This window comes from Pseudomonas sp. NPDC089734, assembly GCF_044748865.1.
Classification (GTDB): Bacteria; Pseudomonadota; Gammaproteobacteria; order Pseudomonadales; family Pseudomonadaceae; genus Aquipseudomonas.
The window spans coordinates 173,667-198,747 of sequence record NZ_JBIVGV010000006.1; the positions used below are offsets into that span (position 1 = coordinate 173,667).

The following is a 25,081-nucleotide window of genomic DNA, read 5'->3' on the forward strand; positions in this document are numbered from 1 at the left end:
TGGAATCGCATGTCCCGTTCTTCCCTGCTTCACTCCCTGGCGACTCACTCGCTCCGTATCAGTCTGCTCCCCTGCCTGGCGCTTTCGTCACAGGCACTGGCCGCTGACGAACAGCCTCTGGCCCTGCCCTCTGTGGCAATCACCGACAGCGCCGATGCACCGGTGACCGATCTGGCGACGCCGACACCCGCCGGCTCACGCCTGAAACTCACGGCCCTGAAAACACCGGCCAGCACCAGCAGCCTCGACAGCCAGGTCATTGAAAACCGCAACAACCTCACCGTCCAGGAAGCTGTCACCCGCTCCCCCGGCATCACCAGCATCGCCACGCCCGGCGATGGCAATACCGCCTTGTCCGCACGCGGTTTCACCGGGCATTCGTCGGTCATGACCCTGTTCGACGGTTCGCGGCTGTACACCGGTTTCGGCAGTCAGACGTTCCCGGTCGACCCATTCATGGTCGAGCGCATCGACGTGATCCGTGGCCCGGCCTCGGTGCTGTACGGCGAAGGTGCCACGGGCGCAGTGATCAACGTGGTGCCGAAAAAGCCGTTCGAGGGTGAAATCCGCAATCGCCTGCGCCTGGGCTACGGCTCCAATGACCGCCAGCAACTGGGCCTGGACAGCGGCGGCTCGCTGAGCGATACACTGAGCTATCGCCTCACCCTGAATCAGCAGGAAAGCAATGGCTGGGTCGATAACGGCAACTCCCGCAGCCTCGCGATGAGCGCAGCCTTGCGCTGGCAAGCCACTGATGACCTGAGCTTCACCTTCGCCCACGAGCGTGGCGACAGCGAGCCGATGAGTTACTTCGGCACGCCACTGATCGACGGCAACTACCGCGACAGCCTGCGGGACAAGAACTACAACCTGCGCAATGCCGTACAACGCTATAACGATGAATGGACCCGCCTGAACACGGATTGGGTCATCAGCGACACCGTCAGCGCCAGCAACCAGCTTTATTACATCAAGAGCCGTCGCCACTGGCGCAACGCCGAAGTCTATAGCTGGGACAGCGCCCAGGGACAACTGCTGCGCAGCGACTATCTGGAAATCAAACACGATCAGGAACAGGTCGGCGACCGCCAGAGCTTCACCTTCAATCATTCGCTGTTCGGCCTGGACAGCCGCACGGTGGTCGGGGCCGAATACAACCGGATTCGTTTCGACGTCTCCAACAACTCGCCTTACAACGATGTCGGCGGCGATTTCATCGACCCGTGGAATCCGGCACCCGGCGATTTCCAGAGCCAGTCGCCGTTCCTGCCGCTGAGCGAAAGCACCACGCGCACCTTTGCCATGTTTGCCGAAAACCGCCTGCAACTGTCCGAGCGCTGGTCGCTGGTCACGGGTATCCGCCGTGATCAGAACCACATCGACCGTACCGCCATGCGTACCGACACCCGTAGTGATCGCAGCCTCACGGGCGGTAACTGGCGCGCCGGGCTGGTGTTTGCCGTGACCGACCAATTGTCTCTGTATGGCCAGTATTCAACCAGTGAAGACGGGGTCAGCAACCTGATCAGCATGACTCCGACCCAGCAGCAGATGGACCTGACCGAAGCGAAGCAGACCGAGTTCGGTCTCAAGCAGCAATTCTGGGACGGCCGTGGCGAATGGACCCTGGCGGCGTATCACATCGTCAAGAAAAAGCTCCTGACCCTCGACCCGATAACCCGCGTGACGCAACAAGTTGGCCAACAGTCGTCCGACGGTCTGGAAGCCTCGCTGGAACTGGCCCTTGCCCAGGGCTGGCATGTGTCGGCCAACGCATCGGTGGTCCGCGCCGAATATGACGATTTCGACGAAAGCGTTTCCGGGCAGGTCGTGTCCCGCGCCGGCAATCATCCGACCGATGTTCCGCGCCGCACTGCCAATCTGTGGGTGAGCAAGGCCCTGAGTGAGGACCTGGACGCCGGCATGGGTCTGCGTTATGTGGACGAGCGCTATGCCAACACCGCCAATACGACTACAGTGCCGGGCTACACGGTACTGGACGCCAATCTGGGCTGGCAGGTGCGACCTGACGTGCGTCTGGGCCTGCAACTGAACAACCTGCTGGATCGTCGCTATGCCGCGTCCCAGTACAACAGTGGTCAGCAGTGGTTGATGGGGCAACCCCGCTCGTTCTTCGTCACGGCTGACTACAACTTCTGATCCGAGTGGCGACAGGCACAACGCCTGTCGCCAGTCTGTCTGGAAACCGAGCATGTCTACATTCCATATCGACCGCCTGCACTGGACGCCCCCGCATTGTCAGGGCCAGCCCTGGCAGCTCGACGGTATCGAACTGCGCATCGAGGAAGGCGAGTTCGTCGGTCTGATCGGCCCCAATGGCAGCGGCAAGACCAGCCTGCTGCGTTGCGCCTACCGGTTCAACGAACCGGACAGCGGCTCGCTGCAACTCGACGGACAGGATATCTGGCGGCAGACACCACGCTGGAGCGCACAGCACATTGCGGTGATGTTGCAGGAGTTTCCGCAGGAGTTCGGCCTGACCGTGCAAGACGTCGTGGCCATGGGGCGCACGCCGCATCAAGGCTGGTTCGACAGCGAAAGCGCCGGTGATCTGGCCCTGATCAACGAAACCCTGAGCCAGGTCGGCCTGCAAGGGCTCAGCGAACATTCGTTCGCGTCCTTGTCGGGTGGCGAGAAACAACGGGTATTGCTGGCCCGTGCGCTGGTACAGCAACCGGGGCTGCTGATTCTCGACGAGCCGACCAATCACCTCGATCCCCGCTACCAGCTGGAACTGCTGCATCATTTGCGGCAATTGAAACTCAGCACGCTGGCCAGTTTTCATGACCTCAATCTGGCCGCAGCTTTCTGCGACCGGCTGTATGTCATCGACCACGGTCGGATCGTGGCCAGCGGCACCCCGACCGAAGTCCTGACCGAACAGAGACTGCTGAACGTGTTCGGCGTCCATGCGCTGGTGGATACCCACCCACTGGCCCCTCACCCACGCATTACCTGGATCAGCCCATCATGATTCGAGTCCTGGCCTGCCTGATGCTGCTTGCCGCCCTACCCCTGTATGCGGCAGCCGATGCCTTCCCCCTGACCGTGCAAAGTTGCGGGCGCGCAGTGACGTTCGATCATCCCCCTCAACGGGCCGTCAGCCACGATATCAACCTGACCGGCATGCTGCTGGCCCTGGGTTTGCGCCAGAACATGGTGGGCTATACCGGCATCACCGGCTGGAAAACCCTTGATCCGGCCCTGCGCGAAGCGTTGAACGGGCTGCCTGAACTGGCCGAACGTTACCCCTCGGTGGAAAACCTGCTGGACGCCAATGCCGACTTTTTCTTCGCCGGCTGGAGCTATGGCATGCGCGTCGGCGGCCCGGTGACGCCGCAAACCCTGCAACCATTCGGCATTCCCGTCTATGAACTGAGCGAGTCCTGTTCGCGGATCATGGCCCAGCGTGAAGCCAGCCTCGATGACCTGTATCGCGACCTGCATAACCTGGGGCAGATCTTCGCCGTACCGGACCGTGCAGAAGCTTTGATCAAGCAGTTGAAACAACGTGTGGCACAGGTCACGGCCCGGCTGAGTCAGGTACAGCAACGGCCACGGGTGTTCGTGTATGACAGTGGCGAAGACCGCCCTGCTACATCCGGCAAGCTGGGCATGCCTCAGGCTCTCATCGCGACCGCTGCCGGCAAGAACGTCATGGACGATGTCGAGGCCAGCTGGACGCAGGTCAACTGGGAGAGCGTGGTGGAGCGCAATCCGCAGGTGATCGTGATCGTCGATTACGGATCGACCTCCTGGCAGCACAAGCGCGACTTTCTATTACAGAACGCAGCCTTGAGCAGCGTCGAGGCCATTCGTCAGAAGCGCTTCGTGGTGCTGCCTTATGTCGCCGTTACACCTTCGGTCAACAATGCCGAAGCCATCGAAACGCTGGCGGCTGCGTTGCACCCCGAACTGTTCAATGGGAAAAAACAGTGAAGCCGATCCGCAATGTGATCGGCTATCGCTGGCTCATCGCTGGCCTTCTCGTTCTCTTGATAGTGTCGTGCCTGCTGGCTCTGGGCTTCGGTCCGGCGCGAGTGCCGCTGGGCAAAGTGCTGGGGATTGTCCTGCATCAGAGCGGATTCGATGCTGTGGTGGACTGGAGCCAGGGGCAGGCACAGATCATCTGGCTGATCCGGGCGCCTCGGGTATTGCTCGGCGCTTTAGTGGGGGCCGGCCTGGCGCTGGTCGGTACAGCCCTGCAAGCCGTGACCCGCAACCCGCTGGCCGACCCGCACCTGTTGGGCGTCAGTTCCGGCGCGGCCCTTGGGGCGGTGATTGCGGTGCTGTATCTGGGAGAGTTTGTCGGCGCATTCAGCCTGCCGCTGGCCGCCTTCATCGGCGCGCTGGGCAGCATGTTGCTGGTGTTGACGGTCGCCAGCCGGCATGGACGCCTGGAGAGTGAACGCCTCTTACTGGCCGGGGTTGCGGTGTCTTTCGTGTTGATGGCGCTGGTCAACCTGCTGCTCTACACCGGCGACCAGCATGCGGCCAACTCCGTGATGTTCTGGATGCTTGGCGGTCTGGGGCTGGCACGCTGGGAGTTGCTGTGGCTGCCAGCGGCTTGCGTGCTGGGCGGATTCATTGTCCTGTTGTGCCTGACACGTGCACTCAACGCCTTGATGAGCGGTGAACAGACAGCTGTGAGCCTGGGCTTCAACACCCGGCATGTGCGCTGGCAGGTGTTCGTCAGCACCTCCCTGCTCACCGGCGTTCTGGTGTCGCTCTCCGGGGCCATTGGCTTCGTCGGCCTGATGCTGCCGCACATGGCCCGCCGTCTGGTGGGTGCCGAACACCGCAGACTGCTACCGGTCAGCGCCCTGCTCGGAGCATTGTTCATGATCTGGGTGGACGTCGCCGCCCGCTCGCTGATTGCCCCGCAGGACCTGCCCATCGGTATCGCAACGGCAGCGATCGGGGGCGTTTTCTTCATTGTGTTGCTGCGCAAGCGACAGTGACACTCGGACACCTGCCTGTCATCAAACCAGACAATCTCTCCTCTGGGCTCCAAAAAACAACAGAGTCTTCCAGGTTCATGACACGGCTCAACACATTGGTACCAAACACTCTGCAAACGCAGGATGTTTGATACCTCCATATTCAGTTATGAAAGAAGAGGCTGTAGCATCCTGTGGCACGCAGGTAATCGAAACTGCGCAATACTCCAGTTGGCGTATCGTGGCGGAGATCGATAGATATGGCACATTCACTTCAGTACCAGGTGTCAGACTCCATTCGTAACATTGAAGTCGAAGTCGGCAAGCTGCTTGATCTGGTCATCATGCTTAAAGAAGCTGGCAACGAAGATCTGTCGACAAAAGTCGGATTCCAGGCCCACAAGCTGCTTGAAGTGGCTGTGGCGCTGAGGATGGCGCTGTCGGATTGAATTGCAGGGACCGCAAATCCCTTCTTTTACCCTCAAGAGAACTCATCGTTCAGGAGCACATCTGCCCGACAAGGCGGAGTGGCTGCTCTATTGCTGTCATCGGTCAACTGTCTCTTTTTCTTCCTTGAAACTGTTTGTATAAAAATTGACGCAAACATCACTTTGCCATTACTGTTGCCGCCTCAGGCAGCATCATGCTTAGCCAACGGTTTGAATTTTCAAGGGAATGTCTAGCATGCAGGGCGCGCTGCTTCGTACGGGTAAAAGTGACGAATTCATTGCTGTAGGCGAAACCGGGCAATCGGTATACAAAACAGCCTTGCAGCTCATCACTGCTCTCACTCGTAAAGACCCCTCCCTTGCCAGATTCCTTGCCGTGCCAAAAAGCAACGAGCAAGGCAGCATCATTGACTGGTATAGCCCGGTTCCCGGCGATGTAGTGCCCTGGACCTCGGCAAGCGCAGAAGAACGCGACGACGCACGGGTTCAATTGCTTCGTATAAAGGACGTGATCGCCGAGATGAGCCAGGCCTTGGTACAGGCCGGAAACAAGGTTGAGCAAAGAGATCAGATCATCTTTGGCAAATTGCTGGGACTTGTCCCGCATGTACCTGCCGAAAGCTATCTGTATCTGGTCCAGACCACCCGGACCAATACCAATGGCAATAACGAACTCTATATGCAGCCTGTGCTGACCTTTTGGGGGTTCGTAGAAAACGAAGCTGATCGACACCGTGAACCGCTGCACTTTCTGACAGCCAATACGACGCCCCCTACCCAATCTTCCCCCTTGTCGGGTCAGACATCCGCCGCAAGTGGCGCGTCATTGCAGAGGCCACCCGCAACCGGTACATCCAGTCCCCAAAGTGCGCTGCTTCGTACTGGCAAAAGTGATGAGCTCATCGCGCTGGGCGAAACCGGCCAACCGGTCTACAAGTCCGCCTTGCAGCTTATTTCAGCCCTCAACCGCAAAGATCCCGATCTGGCCAGGTTTCTTGCTGTGCCGAAAAGCAACGAGCAAGGCAGCGTAATTGACTGGTATAGCCCGGTTCCCGGTGATGTGGTGCCCTGGAGTGCGGCCAGCGAGGACGAACGTAACGCAGCACGCGCTCAACTCGCGCGTTTCAAGGAAACCATCGCAGGGATGAGCCAGGCTCTGGTGCAGTCTGGAAGCAAGAACGGCCAAAGCGATCAGATCATCTTTGGCAAATTACTGGGACTGGTTTCCCACGCGCCTGACGAAAGCCATGTGTATCTGGTCAAGACCACCCGCACCAATGCCAACGGCGATACAGAATCCTATATGCAGCCAGTGCTGACGTTCTGGGGGTTCGTGCGCAGTGAATCTGACCGGCAACGTGAGCCTTTGTACTTTTTGGCTCCGCGACCTGCAGGTACGTCTCCTTTACCAGACTCGCCTTCCCCTGCAAATCTGGCCACACCACAGATAACAGCATCGCCCGTTGTCCCCACCCTCCCATGGTGGCGTCGCTTCTGGTGGCTATGGCCACTGCTGTTGTTGACGCTGGCCCTGCTGCTGTTCGGCCTGCTGCGCGGTTGTGTGCCAGCTGCAACGCTGCAAACTGGTGGTCTGACACCTCTTGGTACGGACACTTCCACGACAACCCATGACATCAGTTCGGGTAATCTGCCTGCGGGTAATGTCATCACCAGCGGCGCGACACTGCCTGCCTCCGGGGCAGCCGTCGGTAACCCGCTGCCGCCAGTGCCACCCGTTGAACCCGCATCAACCACCGCGCCAACATCACCAACACCGCCAGCGTCCGAACCGGCTGTCAGCGACCCCGTTGCGCCCGAATCAGCAGCAAAACCGGAACTTCCGGCCGAGCAGCCAACCGCCGGCAGCGCTCCGACACCACCGGGCATACCTGGAGAACCGCTGAGCATTCCAGCGGATGTAGCCGAAGGCCCTGCCTCGTTCCTCAACGGTAATTACCGTGCAGGTGCCGGCATCATGGACGCCAAGACCTCAAAACCATTGCGTCTCCAATATGCCTTCGAGAAAGGCAAAGGCAACGTCACGATCCGTCGTCCTGATGGCGTGTCCTGTACAGGCGCGGTCAATGCGGCGATGAATGGCGGCAATCTGGGCATCAACAGCCAGGATCAGGCCAGTTGCACCGATGGCAGCCGCTATGACATGCCTCAGGTTTCCTGCAAGCCGGGCGCCCAAAGCATCGCTGATTGCCAGGGCAACTACGGCAACACTCAATTTCCCATGTCCATGCGGCGCGAATAAAGGCTGGACCCATGCTGCCAGAACTTACGCAATTTGAAGAAACCGTCCATTTGATCAATGACAGCGGACTCCAGTTCATGGACTTCGCCGTCAAGCTTGATCTGCGTAACGAGCCCGCCGGGCGCTTTGCCAGGATGGGCAATACACTGATCGCACGCCTGCTGCAGAATCAGGAAACCAAGCAGTATTTCCATTTCGGGCCAGTGGGCACAGCCAGTCAGTCTGGCGAGCGACTGGCACAGTCACAGGCGCAGGAGCGTCTGGTCAGCGAAGTCGATGACGAAGACCTGACCTTGAGCATGCAAACCAGCCTCAAGCTGCTGGATGGGCTGTGGCTGCCCGTACCGTTTTTCCGCTTTCTGCCGCCAGAACGCTATGACGAAGGCCCGACCAACTGGGCCCGGGCGCGTCTGGTCGAACTGGAACAAGCCGATGTAGACGGCAATACTCACCGCCTGACGCTGGCGTTCGACACCCGCGCCATGGCATCCGCCGCCGGCATGCAATACCTGGCCCCCACTCGGGACGATATCAATGCCGGTTCGTCTTTCCGCCTGGCGTGCCATGCTCGTCAGAGCCGCTGGTTTCTGGACCAGAAATGGGTACAGGACTGGCTGGCGGAAATCTATCGTGAAGGCAACAAGCACCGCCCCACGGAAGACATCGACGAAGAGCTGGTCGAGCAGCGCCATATTGGCCACTACCTGAACCTGTTGAGCCTCATGGCCCGACCGATTCCCGAGCAACGCACCAGCGAACCGGCCCGCATCGAAATACCCGAGGTCAAACTCACCGCCAATGGCGTCGACTCCATCGATCCGCCCATTCCGGTGGATCTGGTGCTGGACGTGGGGAACTCACGCACCTGCGGCATCCTGATCGAGAATCACGGGCAATCCGGCGACGGGATGAAGCACAACTACATCTTGCAGATCCGCGATCTGGTACGTCCGGAACGGGTTTACAACCAGCCGTTCGAAAGCCGGGTGGAGTTTTCACAGGCCGCCTTCGGCAAGGAAAACTTCTCGGTTCAGAGCGGTCGCCATGATGCGTTTCAATGGCCCACCATTGCCCGTGTCGGTGTGGAGGCCGGGCGTTTGTCCGGGCGTCGTCGTGGTACTGAAGGCTCTACCGGCCTGTCCAGCCCCAAACGCTATCTCTGGGATGAGAACGCCTACACACACGGATGGCGCTTCAACAATTCCTATGTGCAGAGCGACAGTGAACCCAAAGCCACTGCTGCTCCCTTCTCGCACAAGATCACCAAGCTGGGCCAGGCATTTTACAAGCTCAAGAACGAGGACGACCGACTGCCCGCGTTCTCCCCGCAATACTCGCGCAGCTCGCTGATGACGTTCATGCTCGCCGAGGTCTTGACTCAAGCCCTGTCGCAGATCAACAGCCCGGCGCAACGGACCCGTATGGGTCACACTCAACGACCGCGGCAGTTGTCCAGCATTACCCTCACCGTGCCGCCGGGCATGCCGCAAGTCGAACGCTGCCTGCTCAATGACCGGTTGTTGCAAGCCCTGGCACTGGTCTGGAAATGCATGGGCTGGCATGAAGGCGACCTCGACCCGAGCAAAGCCAAAGGTCTTAATTCGTCGGTGCCTGCCCCACGCGTTCCCCTGCCACGTGTGAAAGTGGAATGGGATGAAGCCACCTGCGGCCAACTGGTCTACCTGTACACCGAAATCCGCGAGAACTTTGCCGGCCATGCCCAGGAGTTCTTCGATACCCTGGCGCGCCCAGACAAGGCCGATCGGGAGCGGATCACACTGGCCAGCATCGACATCGGCGGCGGAACCACGGACCTGGTGATCACGGATTACGCACTTGAGCGCGGTGCCGAACAGGCGAGCGGCAGTAACGTTTCGATCATTCCGGAACAACGCTTTCGCGACAGTTTCAAGGTTGCCGGGGACGACATCCTGCTGGATATCATTCAACGCTTCGTACTGCCTCCGTTGGAACAGGCCCTGAAAGACTTTGGCGTGGTATCGCCCCGCTCGCTGCTTTCACGCCTGTGTGGCGATGAAAGCACCAGCGCCCAGGACGCGATCCTGCGCCAGCAACTTAACCTGCAAGTCTTCGTGCCTCTGGGGCTGCGCCTGCTCAAGGATTACGAAGCATACGACCCGGAACTGCCAAGCCCGGCTCATGACTACAGCTTCGCAGAGCTTCTGGAAAAAGACGCGATCAGCGAGCGCATCCGCGAATACGTGGCCGGTGGCGTACGTCGTATCGACGGCGGTCGCGATGGCTTCGATCTTGGTCAGGTCATATTGCGCATCGACTTGCCAGCCATTCATCAGGCCTTCCTCAAAGGCCAGATCAACCTGATCAAGATTCTCGATGCCCTGTGTGAAGTGGTGTTCCAGTACCCCTGTGACGCATTGTTGCTGACGGGCCGCCCTTCACGCCTGCCAGGCGTTCAGGCTTATATCCGCCGCAAGGTGCCACTGCCGCCAGGGCGCATCGTGCCCATGAACGGTTATCGCACCGGTGGCTGGTACCCGTTCCACCGCAATGGCCAGATTGACGACCCCAAGAGCACCGCAGCCGTGGGAGCCATGCTGTGCCTGCTCAGCGAGCAGCGCAAAGTGTCGAACTTCTACTTCAGCGTTGGCCGCCTCAAGCCGTACTCGACCATGCGCCACATCGGCAAACTGGACGAAAACAACCTGGTCATCGACCACGACCTGCTCTATCGGGACGTGATCAGAACAGACTCGCAGGGCAATGAATCCCTGCAACTGCACGACCCGCAACTCGACGGCCCGCAACTTCGGGTCCTGGGCAAGACCCGACTGGGTTATCGCCAGTTGAATGCCGAGCGCTGGGTCGCCGCACCGCTGTACCTGATCGAGCTCACCGAACGAGGCACTCGCAAGCTGGTCGGTAAGCCGACCACTGACGGCAAGGAAGCCTGTCTGCTCTTGCGCTTCCGCGTAGAAAGCGCGGACGCAGACCGCAGCGACGCCGACATCATCGCCGAAACGCTGGTGATAGACGACAACATCGAAAGCAACGTCCTGGACCAATCCTTCGACCGCAAGGACGTGAGGCTGCAGCTCTACACCATGTTGAGCGCTGAAGGCGGTGCCTCCAACTATTGGCTCGACAGCGGGAGCGTGAGTCCGAAATGACTACCCTGACCAGCGAACAGATTCAACTCGCACACGCATGGACCTCCGTACACAAGGGCGCAGGCCTGGCCTTGGACTGGGTGGCGGAAGTCGCCGAAAAAGTCGAGGAAGTGGCGAATAAGGCCGACTCCCTCAGCCGTGATCTGTACCGTGCCCGCAATCTGGCCCGCAGCCTTGGTCGCGTGTCCGCCACCCCTATGGGCATTGGCTTCTTCGGCTTGTCCCAGGCCGGCAAAAGCTACCTGATTTCGGCTCTGGCAGCCGACAGCAAAGGCCAGCTCCTGACCCAGTTCGGCACTGAGCCACTGGACTTCATCAAGCACGTGAACCCGGTCGGTGGCGGCAAGGAAGCCACAGGGCTGGTCACTCGCTTCACCCGCCGGGCAGAACCGAGCCAGGATCCACAATTCCCTGTGGAACTGCGCCTGTTCCGCGAGGTGGAAGTTGCCATTATTCTGGCCAACGCCTGGTTCGAGGACTTCGACCATCAGCGCCTGAACAGCCAGATTACCGATGCGCAGATCGACGCCCTGCTGCAACGTTTCGAAGAGCACTCGGCGGCCGCTCCGACCCCGGGCGTCAACAGCGATGATGTGGTCCTGCTATGGGACTACCTCGAACACAACTACCCTAACGCTGTGCGTCCGTTGAATGCCCGCTACTGGCCTCGTGTGGTCAAGCTGGCACCGCGTCTGTCGGTTCGTGAACGAGCCCAGTTGTTTTCCCTGCTGTGGGGCGGCATCAACAAGATGACCGAAACCTATGAGCAACTGGCAACCGCCCTGCATCGCCTCGGCCTGGCCGAAACGGTTTTCGCCCCCCTCACCTCGCTGGTCAGCCAGCGCGATGGGCAGATGGTCCAGACCAACAGCATTATCAACGTGGACATCCTCAGCCGCCTGGGTGGTAGTGGAGATGGTGCACTGGAGGTCCGCCCCGCCGTTGAAGGCAGCCTGCGCGCCCCCGTATCGGTCAGCAGGGCCGAACTGGCAGCGCTTACCAACGAGCTGATTTTCCGATTGGACAACGAGCCGGCCAACGCCATCGTCAACAGCGTCGATCTGCTGGACTTCCCGGGCTATCGCAGCCGCCAGAAGCTGATGAGCATCGATGAAGCCAGCGAAGTGGACAGCAGCGGCGCAACCAACAATCCGGTTGCCAAACTGTTGCTGCGCGGCAAAGTGGCTTACCTGTTCGAGCGCTACACCAATGAGCAGGAAATGAACGCACTGGTCATGTGTACCAGCAGCTTCAAGCAGAGCGAAGTGGTCAGCGTAGGCCCCGTGCTCAAGAGCTGGATCGACAAGACCCAGGGCAGCAGTGCGCAGCAGCGCGATGGTCGCAACGGGTTGATCTGGGCACTGACCATGTGCGATGGCTTCATCGGCGGCGCGCTCAACGGCGAGACCGTACAGTTCCCGGAATCCTGCGACAACATGCTCAAACTGACCATGATCGAGCGCTTTGGCAACGAAGAATGGATGAAACAGTGGGGCAGCGCGCCGTTCAAGAACACCTACCTGGTTCGCAAGCCACGCTTCAAGACGAACTTCATCGATCTGGCAGCGGATGGCGAAGAGATCGGCTTCAACGAGCCGTCACAGTCGGCCTTGCAGGCCTTGCAAAAGGCCTTCGGCAACAGTGAACTGGTCAGACGCCATGTCGCCGAACCGCTGGATGCCTGGCAAGCGATGCTGAAGATCAACGATGGCGGCATGAGCCGTTTCAGCTCGGCTTTCACGCCTGTCGCCAATATCGACTTCAAGCTGGATCGTATCAGGGAGCAACTGGACGACCTGATGGTGCAGTTGCTGCCACGACTGGAAGAGTATTACGAAGCCGGTGGCGAAGATGAACGCGCCAGGAAAAAAGCCATTGCCAACCTGATCGTCCGCCCCTTCGCCACCACCAAGAACGGTAAATACGTACTGGGTGAACTGCTCGCCTACATGGCGGTGCCTGAAGAGCAACTGCGCGATCTTTACCTGAACGGCGACTTTGACAGCCCGGCCACCGAAACCGCTGAGGCAGCCCCGGTCAACAACGAACCGGAAGTCGAATACGACATTTTCGGAGAGGCCGTTGCCCCTGCCGCCGATACGCCGCCTGCGGCTGTGGCTCCACCCCAGCACCAGAGCCATGAACACCGCTTCGCCCGGGCAGCGTTCAACCTGTGGGCGACACACTTGCGCGGCCTCAGCCGTCGCCAGCATTTGCTGGACATGCTGGAGTTGCCCGCTGAAGCCATTGCCTTGCTGGTCAAGGAGCTGGTGGTCTGCGCAGAACGCCTGGATCTGCCGCTGCAACTCAGCCAGGCCTTGCTCAAGCGTGCTCAGAGCGGTGTGCGCAGGGAAAACCTGGTTCAGCGTCAGGTACTGACCGCACAACTGCTGCTCAATGATTTCGCGGCCTGGTTCGGTCACACCGCAGAGCCTGCCAGCCAGCGACCGACAGGTCTGCTGGGCACGAAACAGCCGCTCTTCTCTTTCTACCAGAAGGAAATGCCAGGCCGCTTCCCGCTTCTGGCACCGCAAGCCGACGATCAAAGCGTCATTTTCGCCGACGACTGGATTTCCGGCATTGCCATCCACACCCAGAACAACGTGGGCCATCGCAAGGGCAAAGAAATCACACCCGAGCAGAATGAGGCCCTGGGCCGTGTCATCCAGGCCTTCAAGACGAGATAACTCATGTCCATCACGATCAAACTTTCTCCACTGGCCACTCCCGTTCCCGGACATGCTTTTCTCCAGGTGCGCGGCTGGGAACAGGATGCTGGCAATCTGGAATTTGCTATCCAGCGCAATCAGGATGACTACTACCTGCAACACGACCGGCAATGGGGCAATGCTCCCTGCTGGTTCGCCCAGCACTTTGTGGAAGATGCCGATGGCGACTCGATCAGCTATCAGGCAGGCCCGGAAATCGTCGATCCGCTGCTGCTGAGCTCGGTTACCAGTATTTTCAATTTCCGCCTGCGCAGCCCTGACGGCAGCGTTGAAGATGAAAACCCAATGCGCCTTGCGGCCGGGTTGAACTCATCTCTGGCGGGCAGTTCGACAGGCGCGGGTGCCGCAGAAAGCACCGTCAGCCTGACACCGCCTCAAGAGCCGCCACCGCCGGTTATCGAGCCTGTCGAAGCGGAGCCGCTGCCAGAGCCCATGGCCGAGCCAGTGCCGCCCCCACAGCCTGCAGCAGCCAAAAGCCGGACAGGCCTGATACTGATCGGCATCCTGGTGTTGCTGGCCATCGCCGTCGGTCTCTGGTTCTGGCTCAAGCAACCGGCAGCCCCTGAACCCGTCGCCGCCCCGGTTGCCCCTCCTCCCGTTGCGGCCCCCACACCTCCTGTGAGCGCAGTGCCTTGCAGCGTCGAAGCATTGAGCAGCGAAACTGAACTGAACTTTGTCCAGGCCTGCATCAAACAGGCACCGGACAGCGCCACGCTGCTCAAGGTCATCGATCTGGCCAAGACCAACAAGCAGTGCGGTGTGGCCCAGCGGCTGTACGCCAACCGCGCTCAGGCCGGCAATATCGAAGTCGCTCAGGCCTATGCCCGCGAGTACGACCCCAAGTACCTGCAACCCAGTGCCTGCTTCACGGCCCCGGATAATGCCACCGCCGCTTACTGGTACGAGACCATCCTCGGTTATCAGGCCGACAATGCCGAAGCCGCCGAACGTCTGAAGGAGCTCAGGCCGTGACCCTGCGCCACGTTTCCCTGAGCCTCGCCGCCTGCCTGTGCCTGAGCACAGGCTACGCCATGGCCGCTGACAAGCCACTGCTCCAGGAGGGCAAGAAAACCCTGTTCCAGCGGGTACTCACCACGCCGGGATGCCATTTGAGCCCGGCCGCCGGTGCCGCCCCGGGAGCAGAACAACCAGCCTTCAGTCGCTTCTATGTCTATGAACATGCCACTGCCGGTAACGCAGAATGGCTCAAGGTCGGACCAGACAGTTTCGGCAAGACATCCGGCTGGCTGCCTGCGGCCTGCACCGTGGACTGGAAGATGCAGTTGACCCTGGCTTTCACCAATCCGGCCAACCGCGACCGCCTGATGTTCTTCAAGGAACGCAAGACCCTTGAAGGCATTCTCGACGCGCCGGACCCGGTCAGTCATGTGGCCCCGTTGCGCGCCAAGCTCAAGCAGAACACGCTTGCGCCGGGCGTACTGGCCCAGGAGCCGGAATACTTCATCGACATGCAGAAGCAGTTCTATCTGCTGCCAGTGCTCAGTGGCGAAGAAGTCATGACCGAGGCCGGTTTCCGGACCCGTATCCTCAATGTGGCATCGGTCAGCAAGGCAGATTCCGCGACAGCCGGGCAACCGGGACAGACAACCGCTTCCCAGAGTCAGGGACCAGCCGCCGCCAACGCCGCCAGCCAGCTCAAAGAGTTCAGTGCCGCCGTGGTGTTCGTGATCGATTCGACCATTTCCATGGACCCTTATATCGAGCGTACCCGTGAGGCCATCAGCAAGGTTTACGCTCAGATCGCCAAAGAGAATCTCGGTCGTCAGGTAAAGTTCGGTCTGGTGGCATTCCGCTCCAGCACTAAAGCGGTGCCGGGGCTGGAATACGTGACCAAGATGTACGCCGACCCCAACACCGTGAAGGATGGTGACGACTTCCTGGCCAAGGCCGCCGACCTCAAGCAGGCGAAAGTATCGAGCAAGAGCTTCGACGAAGACTCGTATGCCGGTGTCATGCAGGCGATCGAGCAGGTTGACTGGAGCCCTTTCGGGGCTCGCTATGTGGTCCTGATTACCGATGCTGGCGCTCTGGAAGGCGACGACAAGCTGTCCAAGACTGGTCTGAATGCCGAGCAGGTTCGTATCGAAGCCAGCAACCCTGGCGTGGCCATCTACACCTTGCATCTGAAAACCCCGGCCGGGGCCAAAGACCACGCCAAGGCCGAAGCCCAGTATCAGGCACTGTCCACTTACACCGGGACCAACACATCGCTGTACTACCCGGTAGACGCCGGTGATGTGAACACCTTTGGCAACAAGGTCGATGCACTGGCCGGGGCCATTACCCAACAGGTGAAGGCCGCTTACATGGGGGATGATGCCATTGGCAGCGCCATGAACGCCAAGGCATCCCCCGCCGAGCAGAAGATGCTCGATGACGCGGCCCTGATTGGCCATGCCATGCGTCTGGCCTATCTGGGCGAGAAGACCGGCAGCCAGGCTCCTCCGGTATTTCAGGCGTGGATCGCCGACCGGGACCCGATCAAGCAGAACGTCCCGACCACCGATGTCCGGGTATTGCTGACCAAGGCGCAACTCAGTGACCTCAGTGACGTACTGAAGAAAATCCTTGATGCCGCCAACGAAGGGTTGATCTCGCCCAGCGAGATGTTCGATCGCCTGCGTTCGGTTGCCGCCACCATGGGCACCGACCCCAATCAGCTCAAGCAGAACGGCACGGCCAAGCTCTCCGAACTCGGCGTGCTGGGGGAATACCTGGAAGACCTGCCCTACCACAGTGAAGTGCTGAATCTGGATGAGGAAACCTGGAAAAGCTGGGACGGCCTGGCGCAGGAGAAATTCATCCGCACGCTGTCGACCAAACTCCGCCATTACCAGGTGTACAACGCGGATGTCGATCGCTGGGTATCCCTGGCCGAAGGCAGCGACGCTCGTGAGAACGTTTATCCCGTACCGCTGGAAATGATGCCCTGACATGCTTCGGATCAAGGGACTGAAAGTACAGCGAGGAAGCGGAGCCGATGCACACCGCGTGCATCTGCCCGAACTGACACTGGCGCGTGGCTCGGTGCTGGCCATTACCGGCGAAAGCGGTTGTGGCAAAAGTACACTGCTCGAAACCCTGGGCCTGTTGCTGGCTCCCGAAGCACTTGAGCAGTATCGCCTGGGGGGCCAGGATATCGCCGCCCTGCTGGCCGCCGATGATCAAAAGGCACTGGCCGATGTGCGTGCCCGGTCACTGGGGTTCATCCTGCAAAATGGCGGGTTGCTGCCATTCCTCAAGGTGAGGGACAACATCAGCCTGCCAAGACGCCTGCTGGGTTTGCCGCACGAAAGCGACCATGTGGAACAGGCCATCGCCGCCCTGCACCTGGGGTCCTTGCTGGACAAGCTGCCTCAGCAGTTGTCCATCGGCGAACGTCAACGAGTAGCCTGTGTTCGCGCCATCGCCCATCAACCACAGCTCCTGCTGGCCGACGAACCCACCGCAGCCCTGGACCCGCACAATGCCCGACAATTGTTCGAGTTGCTGCTGGGGCTGGTGGACGAATTGGGCCTCAGCGCATTGGTGGTGTCCCATGACTGGGAACTGATAGACAGCTTTGGCCTGCCGCGCCTGACAGCCACCAACCTTCCAGGAGAGGCATGCTTTGAACCGGCCCGCTAAGCGTCTGGGCCTGTTGGCAGGGCTGGCGTTGGCCGACCTCTGGCATGACCGCAAAGTGTCCCTGTGTATCGCTGCATCGCTGGTGGCCGTGATTGCCCCGCTGTTATTACTGTTCGGGCTCAAACATGGCGTGGTCAGCCAATTGCAGGATGAACTGCTGCGCGACCCACGCAATCTGGAAATCAAGCTTCTGAGCAGTGGCAACTATAACGAGCAATGGTTGCACGAACTGAAACAGCGCCCCGAAACGGGCTTCGCCATCGGCCTGACCCGCTCACTCAATACCCAGGCCGACCTGATCGGTACCCAGGGCCGTTTTGTCGAAAATGCCGAGACCATCCCGACACGTGAAGCCGATCCGCTGCTGAACATGCCCGCCAGCGCCCTTGCACCCGGTCAGGTGATTCTCAGTTCGGCCGCTGCCGAACGCCTTTCCCTGGGCATCGGCGACACTCTGCGCCTGAGGGTACAACGACGTCTGGACGGAGCCTCTGAAAGGGGCGAAACCGTCCTGACCCTGACCGCGATTCTTCCCGCCGCCAGCTTTTCGCGCCCAGCCGCCTTCATACATCCCGACCTGCTGCTGCAGCTGGAGCGTTTTCGCGATGGTTATGCCGTCAATACGCTCGGCGCGACTAGTGGTCAGCCGACAGATCAACTGGTGCCCCGTTATGCCCGCGCCCGCCTGTATGCACGGGATATCGACAGCGTTGCTCCGCTGGAACGCTGGCTGAACGCACAACACATTGAAACCGGCAGCCGGTTGGCCGATATCGAAAATGTCAAAGCGATCAACCACGTATTGGGCGTGATCTTCGGGGTCATTGCCGGAGCAGCCTTGCTGGGTTGTGTGGCGTCTCTGGTCGGAGCCTTTCTCGCCAACATCGACCGCAAGCGCCGCAGCCTGGCCCTGTTGCGACTCCTGGGGTTCACCGGCCCGGCCGTTGCAGGCTATGTGGTCCTGCAGGCTGTCGTGCTGGCACTGACAGGCTATATCGGCGGCCTGTGCTGCTACCTCGTGGGCAGTCAGACCTTCAATCAGTTACTGGGTGGTCAACGTATCACCGGCAGTTTCGTTTGCCATATCACCCCCTGGCATGGCCTCGCAGCGCTGGCGCTCGCCCTTGTGGTGGCGGCACTGGTCGCACTGGTCGGCGCCGCCCGGGCCATCAGAATCCAACCTGCGGAGAGTCTGCGTGAACTCTAGACACTGGCGCCACCTGCTGTTTGTGCCACTGGCACTAGCCAGCCTCCAGGCTTCGGCAGCCTGGGAGGAAAAACTTTACAACCCCATGCCTGAAGCCGAAGACGTGGTGTTGCCCATGCCTTGCGATGGCTCCATGGTGTTTCGCAAAGTCTTCATTCCTCTGGCAGGCCCTCTGGACGACTACCCCATCAATATCGGGGGAGACAACAGCGAATGGGGCTATGTGGAACAGACCCATCCGGCCTTCATTGCGGGCAGTTTCACCGCCGAGAAAGCGGCCAAATCGCGCTACTACCTGTTGGCCAAATACGAGATGACCGACCTGCAGTATCGCGCCCTGACGCAGGCAGAGTGCCCGACGCCCTCGAACAAGCAACGGCTTCCGGTCGTGTCTCTGAGCTGGATGCAGGCCATGGAAGCCGCCGACAAATACAACCTGTGGTTACGTCAGAACGCAGCCGACAAGCTGCCGAAGGAAGACGGCGTGGCCGGGTTCGTGCGTCTGCCGACCGAAGTGGAATGGGAGTTTGCCGCGCGGGGTGGCCTGAATGTCAGCACGGCAGAATTCCGTGACCTGCGCTACCCGATGCCGGACGGGCTGAACGCTTACGAATGGTTCGCCGGCGCGCAATCATCCAACGGCCAACTGCAACTGGCCGGCCTGCTCAAACCCAACCCGCTCGGGCTGCACGACATGCTCGGCAATGTCGATGAAATGATGTTCGAGCCGTTCCGGCTGAACAAACTTGACCGCCAGCACGGTCAGGCCGGTGGCTATGTGGTGCGCGGGGGTGACTATCGCACTGCACAGGGTGAATTGCGCAGCGCCTTGCGCAAGGAACGCAACTACTACGAAAGCAAGGCGGCGGCCACCAGCAAGACCACAGGCCTGCGCCTGGCACTGGTGTCCAGCACCCTGACCTCCCGCGAGCGGGTCAGCAGTATCGAGAGCAGCTGGAAAAAGCTCGGCACCGGCAGTGGCGAGTCCACTCAGGGTAACGACAAGAATACCGTACAGGCACTTGGCACCCTGGCTTCGGGCGTGGCCGACGAAGGTTTGAAAGAGCAGCTCAAGGCGCTGGAAAACCAGTTGCGTGCCAGTAACCAGCAGCAGGAAGAAACCCGTGATCAGGCAATACGTGCCAGCCTCAATCTGGGCGCTTTCCTGTGCACCAAAATGCTCGATGACGGCAAATACCTGGACTTCCTGCAGAAAAACTACGACCTCAACTGCTCAGCCAGCGAGCAGGACAGCAGTTGCCCGATGCGCAAGGCCAAGCTCGACGAGCAGAAAGACCGTCTTCACAAACTCAGCCGTTACTACGCCAGCAGTCTGGTGGACTCCGGCACGCTCTATGGCGAACCGCTACTGGCCAGACAAGTTCCGGTCATGGGTGAAATCGTCGCCCGTAACGAACAACTCAAAGAACTGAAACCTTACCTGCAGACCCATTGGGTCAATCAGCAGGCCTTTCTCAAGACACAGAAAATCGACACCGATGCCTGGCTTGGCCGCTGCAAAGCCGTCAGTCAGTGATCCGAAGCGCGTTTACCACCAGGAGCAGCAGCATGAAACAAGTATGTGATTATCTCCCCAAGGCCATTGCGGGCCTGTTCTTGTCCGTCAGCCTGGTGCTGGGCGGTTGCGCAAACACCGGCAGCAGCATGCTGGGGTCATCCGGCCCCGCACCTGACCCGCGCCTGACCCAGAGCACAGACGCCAAGTTCTTCTCCACTTCGGGCCTGACAGCCTGTGCTGGCGGTGCCGGGGTCGGCATTCTGGCTTGTGCCGTGGCCAGCCCCAATGACAAGGTCAAATGCATGGTGGTCGCAGGGATCGCGGCCTGCGGCGTGGCCATGGGAGCCAACTATTACTACGACTATCGCCGTAGCCAGTACTCCGACACGGCACAGCGCCTGCAACTGATGAATGACGAAGTGAAAGCCGATACCGAAAAAGTCGCCGTGCGTACCGCCACCCTGCAACAGGTGATCAGCGACGACAAAGAGCGTATCGCGAGTATCCAGAAATCCATTCAGAACAAGACGGTGGACAAGGCCAAGGCACAGCAGGAAATCGCCAGCATCGACAGCAACCTGACGCAAATGCGCAAGGATCTGGATGGCATGCGTACCAAAGTGACCGAATACCAGAAGACTGCGCAGCTTGAGCGCACCAATGGCGGCGGTAACAAGGTCACTGAAATCGACGGCGAGATCGCCAAGATGAACACCAAGGTCGCCTCCCTGCAGAAAGAAGTGGATGGTCTGTACAGCCAGCGCTCTGCTATCACTCTGGGTTGAGGTGAAGATGATCATTCGAGCATTGCTGATCAGCTCGGGTCTGCTGCTGTTGGGTGGTTGTGCCACCCAACCGGGTAGCTGCGACTCGAACAATACCGAAGCCAGCCTGATCACCAAGATGAACTGTGATCACTCCGGTGGTTACAGCGATCAGATCCGCCAGCGTGAACAGGCTCTGGTGGCCGCACGCAACGAAAACGCGGCTTTCCATGAGGTGTACGACAATCTGGTGGCCCAACAACAGGCCACGAGCAAAAGCCTGGCCGAGCAACAAAGCAGGCAGGCCGCGTTGAATACCTCCATGAGCAAACTGCTGGGCCAGCTCAAGGCTCGTCACGCCAACAAGACTCAGGTCCAGCAACAGATAGGCGATCTGGAAAAACAGATGGCTGCCCAGAAAAAGCTCACCGCCAGTGCAGACCCGGCCGTGCTTGAAGCACGCAAGCAGGAACTCAAGGCCCTGCAACAAAAGGTCTCCAGGCTGCAACTCAGCCTCGGCTACGAATGATCCTTTCTTGAGGCCCTTCGGGGCCTCGTCCTGTTTTGGACCCGTGCCATGCAACGCATTACCCGCGACGCCACATCCGCGCCTCCAGAGCAGCTACGCGATCTGGAAAGCAAGGTCGAACTGCTGCACCGTCACTTTCCGCCCAGTGTTGCCAGCCTCTATGCCATCCCGCGCACAGGCCCTCAGGACTCGTTGCAATGGTGGTCAGAACTTGGCGGCCAGCCGCTGCCCTATCACAGCCTTGATATCACGGCACAACAGGCATTACTGGCTCGCTACGAACAGCGCCAGCAGGCTATCCGGCGTCTGGTCGATGAACTTGGGGCACGTGGCAAGATCGACGAATCCCGGGCTCTGGAGACATTGATTGCGGCTCCGGACCTGAACAACCTCTATAGCCTGAACGACGAACCGGTGGTTGTCCGCTGGGGGCTGTCACCTCAATTGCCCCCCGTCGCTCCCCTCTCCCCGGCAGCGTCTCCGGTGCCTGCGCCGTCCCCCCGGACACCATCGCGTCACTGGTGGTTGCGCATTCCCTTGTGGCTACTGCTACTGCCTTTGTTGCTGCTGTTACTGTGGTTGCTCTGGACCTGGCGTGGCAGCCTGTGGAATCTGATTTACCCGAGCCGGATGGAAAGTTACGCCTGCACGGCAGGGGCTCCGAAACCGGACTTTGTCGTCGTGCTGGATACCTCTGGCTCGATGAACATCAACATCAACGCAACGGCTGAAGACGAAGAATGGCTTTTCAAGGTCGGTGACAACCTGCCGGACAACAATCCGAGAAAGGCCCGGCTGATGGCCGAACCGACCCGCATGACGATCGCCAAGCAATCCTTTGCGAGCATGATCGATCAACTGCACCCGGACATCGATACTCGCCTGATCACCTTTCAGGGCTGTAACAGCACGGTCGACCAGGGAGTGTTCAGCCACAATGCCCGCCCCCGACTGATTGCCGGGGTCAACCGGCTTCAGGCGGATCAAGGCACACCGCTGGCGGCCAGCCTTGCACAGGCTGCCAGCAAGGTCGATGGACGCTTCAAGGATGCGGTCGTGGTGATGTTTGTCGATGGCGAAGACGGCTGTGAGCAGAATGCTTGCGAGGTGTCTGCACGTATCGCCAGCCAGCAGCCCAGATTGCGAGTGAACGTGGTCAATATCAGCGACAGCGCCCTGTCCAATTGCATCGCAGAGAACACGGGGGGCCGTGTTTACGCTGCCAAGGAGCCTGCCGAGGTTCAACGCATGCTGCGTGAGGCCATGGATGAAGTGTCCAGCCAGCCGAACTGCCAGAACGAACACAAGCCATAACGCCCCAGGCAGACCTGAAGCGGCTCACACCGCTTCAGGCTGCTCCCACCTCAGCTCCTGACGTCGAAACGATCCAGATTCATCACCTTGGTCCAGGCCGCCACGAAGTCGCTGACGAACTTTTTCTCGGCATCGGCGCTGGCATAGACTTCCGCGATGGCTCGCAATTGAGCGTGTGAGCCAAAGACCAGATCGACACGTGTGCCGGTCCATTTCACTGCACCGGTCTTGCGGTCACGTCCCTGGAAGGTGTCGTTGGCGCCCGAGGTGGCATTCCATACTGTCCCCATGTCGAGCAGGTTCACCAGAAAGTCATTGGTCAGCGCCCCTGCACGCTGGGTCAATACCCCATGCGGGCTGTTTCCGGCGTTGATGTCCAATACCCGCAAACCTGCCAGCAGCACTGTCATTTCCGGAGCGGTCAGGGTCAGCAGTTGCGCCTTGTCCACCAGCAGCGCTTCGGCCGATACCCTGTAATTGCCCTTGAGGTAGTTGCGGAAACCGTCGGCAACAGGTTCGAGGAAACCGAAGGACTCCACGTCCGTCTGTTCTTGCGAGGCGTCGGTTCGGCCCGGCGTGAACGGCACCTCGATCATATGCCCGGCCTTGCTGGCGGCCTGTTCGACGCCTGCATTGCCCGCCAGCACGATCAGATCCGCCAGGGAGATTTTCTTGCCGCCGGATTGCGCACTGTTGAATCCGGCCTGGATCCCCTCAAGGGTTTTCAGCACCTTCGCCAGTTGCTCGGGCTGGTTGACAGGCCAGTCCTTCTGCGGAGCCAGACGAATGCGTGCGCCATTGGCGCCGCCGCGCTTGTCGGAGCCCCGGAAGGTCGAAGCCGATGCCCATGCCGTGGACACCAGTTGCGACACCGACAGGCCTGAAGCCAGGACCTTGCTCTTGAGTGAGGTCACGTCAGCCTCATCGACCAGGGCGTGATCGAGTGCAGGCAACGGGTCTTGCCAGAGCAGTTCTTCGGTGGGCATTTCCGGCCCCAGATAACGCGCCAGCGGCCCCATGTCACGGTGGGTCAGCTTGAACCAGGCACGGGCAAAGGCATCGGCCAGTTGATCCGGGTTGGCCAGAAAGCGCCGGGCGATCGGCTCGTAGATCGGGTCGAAGCGCAATGCCAGGTCGGAGGTCAGCATGGTCGGGGCATGACGTTTCGAGGGGTCATGGGCATCGGGGATGGTGCCCGCGCCTTCGCCGTTCTTCGGTCTCCATTGATGTGCGCCTGCCGGGCTCTTGGTCAGTTCCCACTCGAAGCGGAACATGTTTTCCAGGTACTCGTTGCTCCAGCGTGTCGGGGTCGAGGTCCAGGTCACTTCCAGACCGCTGGTGATGGTGTCGCCGCCCTTGCCGCTGCCAAAGGTGTTCTTCCAGCCAAGGCCCTGCTCTTCAAGACCTGCCGCTTCAGGCTCGGCCCCTACATGATCCGCAGGACCTGCGCCATGAGTCTTGCCAAAGGCATGACCGCCCGCGATCAGGGCGACGGTTTCTTCATCGTTCATGGCCATGCGGCCGAATGTTTCGCGAATATCCTTGGCCGACTCGACCGGGTCCGGATTGCCTTCCGGGCCTTCCGGGTTCACGTAGATCAGGCCCATCTGCACCGCTGCCAGCGGGTTTTCCAGATGACGCCCTTCGCTGTCGGTCCGCTTCTGTTCGCGGCCATGCAGGTCAGGCTCGGCCACCAGCACGCCTTCGCCTTCCGGTTGCGCCTCCTTGCCATAGCGCGTGTCGCCGCCCAGCCAGGTTTTCTCGGCGCCCCAGTAGACATCCTCTTCAGGCTCCCACACATCCGGACGACCGCCGGAGAAACCGAAAGTCTTGAAGCCCATGGACTCCAGCGCAACGTTGCCGGTCAGGATGATGAGGTCGGCCCAGGAGATCTTGCGGCCATATTTCTGTTTGATCGGCCAGATCAGGCGACGCGCCTTGTCCAGGCTGACGTTGTCCGGCCAGCTGTTGAGAGGCGCAAAACGCTGCTGACCGGCACCCGCGCCGCCACGGCCATCACCGGTGCGGTAGGTGCCAGCACTGTGCCAGGCCATACGTATGAATAAAGGACCATAGTGGCCGAAATCCGCTGGCCACCACTCTTGCGAGTCCGTCATCAATGCCAGCAAATCCTTCTTCACTTCAGCCAGATCGAGGCTCTTGAACGCCTCTGCATAATCGAAGGCCTCTCCCATGGGGTCAGACAGGGATGAGTGCTGGTGCAGGATCTTCAGATTGAGCTGGTCCGGCCACCAGTCGCGGTTCGTGGTTCCGCCACCGGCAGCGTGGTTGAACGGACATTTGGATTCAGTTGTCATGTCTTTTCTACCTCGAGATCTTCTGCATCTTTCTATCAGGGCGCAGCCTTGACAGGTGATGTCTATGGCATAGGCAAGACCCGACCGGGCCCCGCTCTCACGGCGAAACATGCTGCGATTACAGTTACCACAGCAACACTTAAGCCTAGACGACTACTGAAGACAATCTTTTGATACTGATCTGACAGACAACAAAAAACCCGCTGCCACCTTCATCAGGCGACAGCGGGTTCG

At 60.0% G+C, this 25,081-nt stretch carries 17 protein-coding genes; 16 read left to right on the plus strand and 1 reads right to left on the minus strand.

Annotated elements, in window-relative coordinates:
* The first annotated feature begins 9 nt into the window (after window positions 1-9).
* The 16 genes from ACIPY9_RS10190 (at window position 10) to ACIPY9_RS10265 (ending at window position 22,529) form a co-directional block, all read left to right on the plus strand.
* Window positions 10-2,160 carry a TonB-dependent receptor gene (locus ACIPY9_RS10190; RefSeq protein WP_400700108.1) on the plus strand — a complete coding sequence of 717 codons (2,151 nt, stop codon included), beginning with the start codon at window positions 10-12 and terminating at the stop codon, window positions 2,158-2,160.
* A 52-nt stretch (window positions 2,161-2,212) separates the two neighbouring features.
* Entirely contained in the window at window positions 2,213-2,995 is a 783-nt protein-coding gene (locus ACIPY9_RS10195; RefSeq protein ID WP_400700110.1) for an ABC transporter ATP-binding protein, read from the plus strand.
* Window positions 2,989-3,960: an ABC transporter substrate-binding protein gene (locus tag ACIPY9_RS10200; RefSeq protein WP_400700365.1), complete on the plus strand. Its 972-nt coding sequence runs from the start codon at window positions 2,989-2,991 to the stop codon at window positions 3,958-3,960. The genes ACIPY9_RS10195 and ACIPY9_RS10200 overlap by 7 nt, the downstream gene beginning before the upstream one ends.
* A complete protein-coding gene (locus ACIPY9_RS10205; protein ID WP_400700112.1) occupies window positions 3,957-4,982 on the plus strand; it encodes a FecCD family ABC transporter permease in 1,026 nt (341 codons plus the stop codon). Before ACIPY9_RS10200 ends, ACIPY9_RS10205 begins: the two co-directional genes overlap by 4 nt.
* Window positions 4,983-5,221: 239 nt before the next feature.
* A complete protein-coding gene (locus tag ACIPY9_RS10210; protein ID WP_400700114.1) occupies window positions 5,222-5,410 on the plus strand; it encodes a hypothetical protein in 189 nt (62 codons plus the stop codon).
* A gap of 235 nt (window positions 5,411-5,645) precedes the next feature.
* Complete coding sequence (locus ACIPY9_RS10215) at window positions 5,646-7,670, plus strand: SrfA family protein (protein WP_400700116.1); 2,025 nt, start codon at window positions 5,646-5,648, stop codon at window positions 7,668-7,670.
* Between the two features lie 11 nt (window positions 7,671-7,681).
* Entirely contained in the window at window positions 7,682-10,819 is a 3,138-nt protein-coding gene (locus ACIPY9_RS10220; RefSeq protein WP_400700118.1) for a virulence factor SrfB, read from the plus strand.
* Window positions 10,816-13,506, plus strand: coding sequence for a putative virulence factor (locus ACIPY9_RS10225; RefSeq protein ID WP_400700120.1), 2,691 nt, complete (start codon window positions 10,816-10,818; stop codon window positions 13,504-13,506). The genes ACIPY9_RS10220 and ACIPY9_RS10225 overlap by 4 nt, the downstream gene beginning before the upstream one ends.
* A gap of 3 nt (window positions 13,507-13,509) precedes the next feature.
* The gene (locus tag ACIPY9_RS10230) at window positions 13,510-14,520 is read left to right on the plus strand and encodes a hypothetical protein (protein ID WP_400700122.1); all 1,011 of its coding nucleotides are present in this window, start codon (window positions 13,510-13,512) and stop codon (window positions 14,518-14,520) included.
* Window positions 14,517-16,502 carry a vWA domain-containing protein gene (locus ACIPY9_RS10235; RefSeq protein WP_400700124.1) on the plus strand — a complete coding sequence of 662 codons (1,986 nt, stop codon included), beginning with the start codon at window positions 14,517-14,519 and terminating at the stop codon, window positions 16,500-16,502. The genes ACIPY9_RS10230 and ACIPY9_RS10235 overlap by 4 nt, the downstream gene beginning before the upstream one ends.
* A 1-nt stretch (window position 16,503) precedes the next feature.
* Window positions 16,504-17,196, plus strand: coding sequence for an ABC transporter ATP-binding protein (locus ACIPY9_RS10240; RefSeq protein ID WP_400700126.1), 693 nt, complete (start codon window positions 16,504-16,506; stop codon window positions 17,194-17,196).
* Window positions 17,180-18,403 carry an FtsX-like permease family protein gene (locus tag ACIPY9_RS10245; protein ID WP_400700128.1) on the plus strand — a complete coding sequence of 408 codons (1,224 nt, stop codon included), beginning with the start codon at window positions 17,180-17,182 and terminating at the stop codon, window positions 18,401-18,403. Before ACIPY9_RS10240 ends, ACIPY9_RS10245 begins: the two co-directional genes overlap by 17 nt.
* 28 nt (window positions 18,404-18,431) lie before the next feature.
* The gene (locus ACIPY9_RS10250) at window positions 18,432-19,940 is read left to right on the plus strand and encodes a formylglycine-generating enzyme family protein (protein WP_400700367.1); all 1,509 of its coding nucleotides are present in this window, start codon (window positions 18,432-18,434) and stop codon (window positions 19,938-19,940) included.
* A 32-nt stretch (window positions 19,941-19,972) separates the two neighbouring features.
* On the plus strand, window positions 19,973-20,707 hold the full coding sequence (locus ACIPY9_RS10255) for a hypothetical protein (RefSeq protein WP_400700130.1): 735 nt from the start codon (window positions 19,973-19,975) through the stop codon (window positions 20,705-20,707).
* A 7-nt stretch (window positions 20,708-20,714) separates the two neighbouring features.
* Window positions 20,715-21,215 carry a hypothetical protein gene (locus ACIPY9_RS10260; protein WP_400700132.1) on the plus strand — a complete coding sequence of 167 codons (501 nt, stop codon included), beginning with the start codon at window positions 20,715-20,717 and terminating at the stop codon, window positions 21,213-21,215.
* 48 nt (window positions 21,216-21,263) lie between these two features.
* A complete protein-coding gene (locus ACIPY9_RS10265) occupies window positions 21,264-22,529 on the plus strand; it encodes a hypothetical protein (protein WP_400700134.1) in 1,266 nt (421 codons plus the stop codon).
* Between the two features lie 50 nt (window positions 22,530-22,579).
* On the opposite strand, the gene katG is transcribed toward ACIPY9_RS10265, so the two are convergent.
* Complete coding sequence (gene katG / locus ACIPY9_RS10270) at window positions 22,580-24,847, minus strand: catalase/peroxidase HPI (protein ID WP_400700136.1); 2,268 nt, start codon at window positions 24,845-24,847, stop codon at window positions 22,580-22,582.
* Window positions 24,848-25,081: the final 234 nt, after the last annotated feature.